We start from the raw sequence: 4,347 nt of genomic DNA, 5'->3' as shown, positions 1-4,347 counted from the left end.
GACCACATCGACGAAGGAACACCCGTGACACTCCGCATCGACACCACCCGCACCCACGTCATCGACACCCAGAGTCCCACCAATTGAAACACCCCACCGCGACCGGGGATGTCTCCTGACATCCCCGGTCGCGGGTGTGCCCATCTAGCACCGAATCATCCACTGGCCGGGAAGGACGAACTTTGAGCTGAGAGCCGTGTCGGGATCAAAGTAAGTCGCCGATGCGACTTAGTCGCCTCGGCGAAAGAAAGCAAACCGAGAGGGGCGACCCGGGCCGGGGCCCTACGCACCAAACCGTCGCGGACAATACGCGACGGTACATGCGGACGAATGGACATTTTCAGTCGGCAGTGAAAGGGAAAGGGAGTAATCTCGACGCATGGAGATTAGGCATCTGCGATATTTCGTAGCCGTGGCCGAGGAACTACATTTCGGTCGAGCCGCCGAGCGGCTCCATATGAGCCAACCACCACTGTCGAAGCGGATTTCAGACCTCGAACAGGAACTGGGCGTCCAGTTGTTCGATCGAACTAATCGGCGTGTCAGCCTTACGCAACACGGGATTATTCTACTTCCGAAGGCCCAAGCTGCCATAGAAGCTTTTGACGATGCATTGGCGTCCGTTCGTAGTTCCGCCCGAGCGAAATCTCGCCATGTCCGGGTAGGGTATCTTCCTGACACCTCTGAGAATGTCCCGATCACCACTTCCAAGCAGCTCGAGAAGTTGGGTATCCAAGTGGAAACTTTTGAGGACTCAACGGCCGAGCAATACGAGCGCCTGCTGACCGGCGACTTAGACGTCGGTGTTTTGTTCCGCCCTTATGTCGCCAGGGGGCTCTCAAGCACCCGACCCCTGAGCCAGTCGCTTGGAGCGGTTGTGTCCACCAAGGATCCACTCGCTGCCCGCACCGAGATTAGTTTGTCTGACCTCACCGGATATGAACTCGTGATGGCACCGCGCTCCATCGCCCCCGGATTGTATGATGATATCTTGGCCACCTGCCAAGCAGAGGGATTCTCACCCAGCAAAATCCACCACGGAACTCGAGGCGGATGGATGATTCCGGGCATGCTTGCGACTTCGCCAGGACTAGTCGCGTTCACCCGAGAACCTCGTGGCAACTCGCCTAGAGGCACCTTTGCCTCGGCGCCTGAACTAAAGTGGCTCCCGATCACCGGAGGGATCCTTCGATGGCAGATATCAGCGGCATGGCGGAAATCGAAGGATGATGCGCTCATGCGAGCTATCGCCAACATCCTTATCAATGCAATGCGCGACTGCGATAACTGGCTACCTGAAGCGTCCGGTGACTCCTAGTTTTACTGACGGGCCTATGCGGGAACCCCTCGGACGAGTGCACGATCCGCGTCTTGCCCTCGTTGAACCACAGCCCTCGGGCGCAGCCACGCGGCGATGCGTTCCTTGGCCTGCTCGGCCTCTTGCCGTGAATGGCAGAGCGCCATGAGAACGTCGGCGTACCCAACCGGCACTAGTGTCCTCGGCATCGACCCGCCACGCGCCGAGGGCCAGAGCTTGTACCGAACTCCAGCAGCGGTCGCCATCCCTTGCACGGCGACGTTCATCATCGACGCGCTGATGAAACCGCTTTGGCGTGTCCTCGCTAGTAGGCGCGTACTGCCGGTCCTCGATCGCTCCGGCCCTCAGCCACCGGCCCACGTGCTCCCTCGCTGGGAACCCGTGCAGGTGGACGATGATGCGCTGGTAGATCCCCCAGGTCTCTTCGACTTCGGCATGTTGTCCGCCACGAAGAGGACCTCCAATCTGCCTTCCTGCTTGTCGGTAAGCAGATCATGCCCGGCATGCAGGGTTCGGCGGGCGACGTAGAGCGGGTCCCCAGACCGTCCTCGGTGACCAAAAGGTCTGTTGCCGGACGCGCTGACGGCGCCTCTCCAGGGCGTCGCCTGCTAGCAGTACGACGTGAAACGGGTCCATGACCTCGGCCGCGTCCGGGAGCTCTTCGGCGGCAGCGGTCTTGAATCCGGTGAACCCGTCCATCGCAACGACCTCGATCCCGTCCCGCCAGGCCTTCGGCCGCTCGGCAAGCCAAGCTTTGAATACCTGTTTCGAGCGGGGCTGAGCCGCCTTCGAGATGTCCTGCCGCCACACGCGACCGCACCCGGTGCACTTGTAGCGCCCCATCCTCAGCGTCGTCGGCCACCATCCCAATGGCTCGTGCACGAGGGGCCGGCTGACCGTGCCGCGAGCGATGCCCTGGGCACCACGAGAACGGCACCAGTCATCCGGATCGACAGAACGGCATTCCAACACCGCCCGACCAGGGGCGAGACGCTGACCGGCAGCTTCGAGCCCAAGCTCATCGAGCCGGCAGAATGTAGTCAGGTCAGGAGGCAGGAAGGTAGCGTTGGACACGTCGAGGTCGATGCGGATGAGCGCAGCGACCATCGACCGGAAACTCGCCGGCGAACGGGCTAAACTTTTCCCGCGGGGACGGTCCCATGCCAAGCCTGGCACGTTGCTCAAATCCCAGATCCCTGTCCGCACCTGGGCCGAATGGGATGACGCCGTCCCGAGGTTTGTGGAGATCGACCTGGTGGGCCACGAGGGAGGCAACAGCTTCGGCGAGTTCTGCTGCACCCTGACGGTGACGGACATCGCCACCGGCTGGACCGTGAACCGGTCGGTGCGGAACAAGGCCGCCAAATGGGTCTTCGAGGCCCTCGAGCACGTCACTGCCGTGTTCCCGTTCCCCATCATCGGCATCGATTCGGATTATGCCGAGGAAAACGCTAAGCCGAGATGGTCCGCCGTTGCCTGTTGATCGAGGGGGTTGCGGGTTTTTCCTCGGCTTAGTGCTCGCGACTTTCCACGGGGTTACTTTCGTCGTGTCCATAGGGCTCGTTGGAAGGGGAACGTCATGGATGCCACGGTCAGGGAGATTGGTGAGCGCGTTGTTGCAGTGTTGGAGGCGGCTGGCTATGCAGGGTTGACGGTCTTGGAATACGCCAAATGGATCCGACGGCTGGAGGAGCTGTCCCGAAAGCAAGACGGCGTTTATACACTGGGGCTGGGCGCCGAATTCGCGTCGATGACGACGAGCCCGCGCACGGGAAGGTTCAGCGATCAGCGGCGCAAAGCGCACCGCCGCTTGGCGGACCTGTTCGACTCCTTTCTGCTCACAGGGACGGTTGACCTTTCGCTCAGGCGCCACGGCGAGGAAACGGCGGCACCCCGGTTTCAGGAGTTCATCGCGTTGCTGGCCTCCTGGTCTGATGAGATCGAAGAACGGGGACTGGCGGCCGAGACCCGCAGCGCTTATGGTCGCACGGCCCGTGCTTACCTGCTGTATCTGGAGGCCAACGGCATCGCTTCGCTCCAGGCGGCCGAGGGCGCCAGCGTGCTGGGATTCATGGAATCGATGCGGGCACGGTGGTCGGGAAACTCGACGTGGGCCGGAGCGGCGAATCTTCGCCCGTTCCTGAACTTCGCCCGGCGCCCTGATCTGGTCGGGGCGGTGAACATGGTCGGGGCGAAACGCCATTACGGCATCATTCCCGTGCTGGGCAGCGGGGAAGAGGAAATGGTTGTCCAGGCCTGCGCCAGCGGGAAGATTCCCGCGCGGGATGCGGCGATCACCTTGCTGGCGCTGGTGACCGGTCTGCGGGCGTGCGACTTGATAGCCCTGCGCTTGAAAGACCTCGACTGGAGGAACCTGACGGTCGGGATCGTGCAGCAGAAGACAGGCAATCCGTTGACGTTGCCGCTGCCCCCTATGATCGCAGACCGATTGGCGGAGTATCTGCTCGAAGAGCGTCCGGATACCGGGGACGAGCACGTGTTTCTGAGGTCGGTTGCGCCCCATGCCCCGTTCTCTGATCACTGCTCCATCTATGACGTGATCAGACGGGTCTTCAAGGCGGCCGGGGCCGATCGTGCACGGGTCGGGACCCGGTTGCTGCGCCACAACGCGGCGACCAGGCTCCTGCGCGCGGGAACACCGCTGCCGACCATCTCGGCGATCCTGGGGCATTCGAGTCCGGATTCGACCAACGTGTATCTGGGCATGGACACCGAACAGATGCGCGCCTGCGTCCTGCCGCTCCCAGCACTGCAGGGAGCGGGACGATGAAGCAGCCCGAGTTCACCAGTGGGTTCGCCACGAAGCTGGAACGCTACCTGGCTTTCAAGGAAAGCACCGGGGTTCAGAGATCCTCCCGACTCTGGTATTTGAGGGATTTCGACCGTTACTGCACCGAACACGCGTCGGAGGATTTTGACCGTGCCACCGTTTGTAAGCGGCAACTTTAAACTGACCGGAGTCGGAAAATCTGACTGACCGTTCGCGGCAAGGTTTTGACCAGCAGCGG

At 61.8% G+C, this 4,347-nt stretch carries 3 protein-coding genes and 1 pseudogene; 3 read left to right on the top strand and 1 reads right to left on the bottom strand.

Translation table 11 applies throughout. From position 1 onward, the window contains the following. The first annotated feature begins 379 nt into the window (after positions 1-379). A complete protein-coding gene (locus AC3WJM_RS22885) occupies positions 380-1,318 on the top strand; it encodes a LysR family transcriptional regulator (RefSeq protein WP_492273038.1) in 939 nt (312 codons plus the stop codon). Between the two features lie 393 nt (positions 1,319-1,711). On the opposite strand, the pseudogene AC3WJM_RS22880 reads toward AC3WJM_RS22885, so the two are convergent. Beyond that, a pseudogene (locus AC3WJM_RS22880) lies at positions 1,712-2,392 on the bottom strand (transposase); the annotation flags it as partial. A gap of 16 nt (positions 2,393-2,408) precedes the next feature. On the opposite strand from AC3WJM_RS22880, the gene AC3WJM_RS22875 reads away from it, so the two are divergent. Then, positions 2,409-2,801 carry a hypothetical protein gene (locus tag AC3WJM_RS22875; protein ID WP_492273037.1) on the top strand — a complete coding sequence of 131 codons (393 nt, stop codon included), beginning with the start codon at positions 2,409-2,411 and terminating at the stop codon, positions 2,799-2,801. 96 nt (positions 2,802-2,897) lie between these two features. Then, complete coding sequence (locus AC3WJM_RS22870) at positions 2,898-4,109, top strand: site-specific integrase (RefSeq protein WP_492273036.1); 1,212 nt, start codon at positions 2,898-2,900, stop codon at positions 4,107-4,109. Positions 4,110-4,347: the final 238 nt, after the last annotated feature.

This window comes from Arthrobacter sp. FW306-1B-G06A, from assembly GCF_058781765.1.
This window is presented reverse-complemented; position numbering and strand designations above follow the sequence as displayed.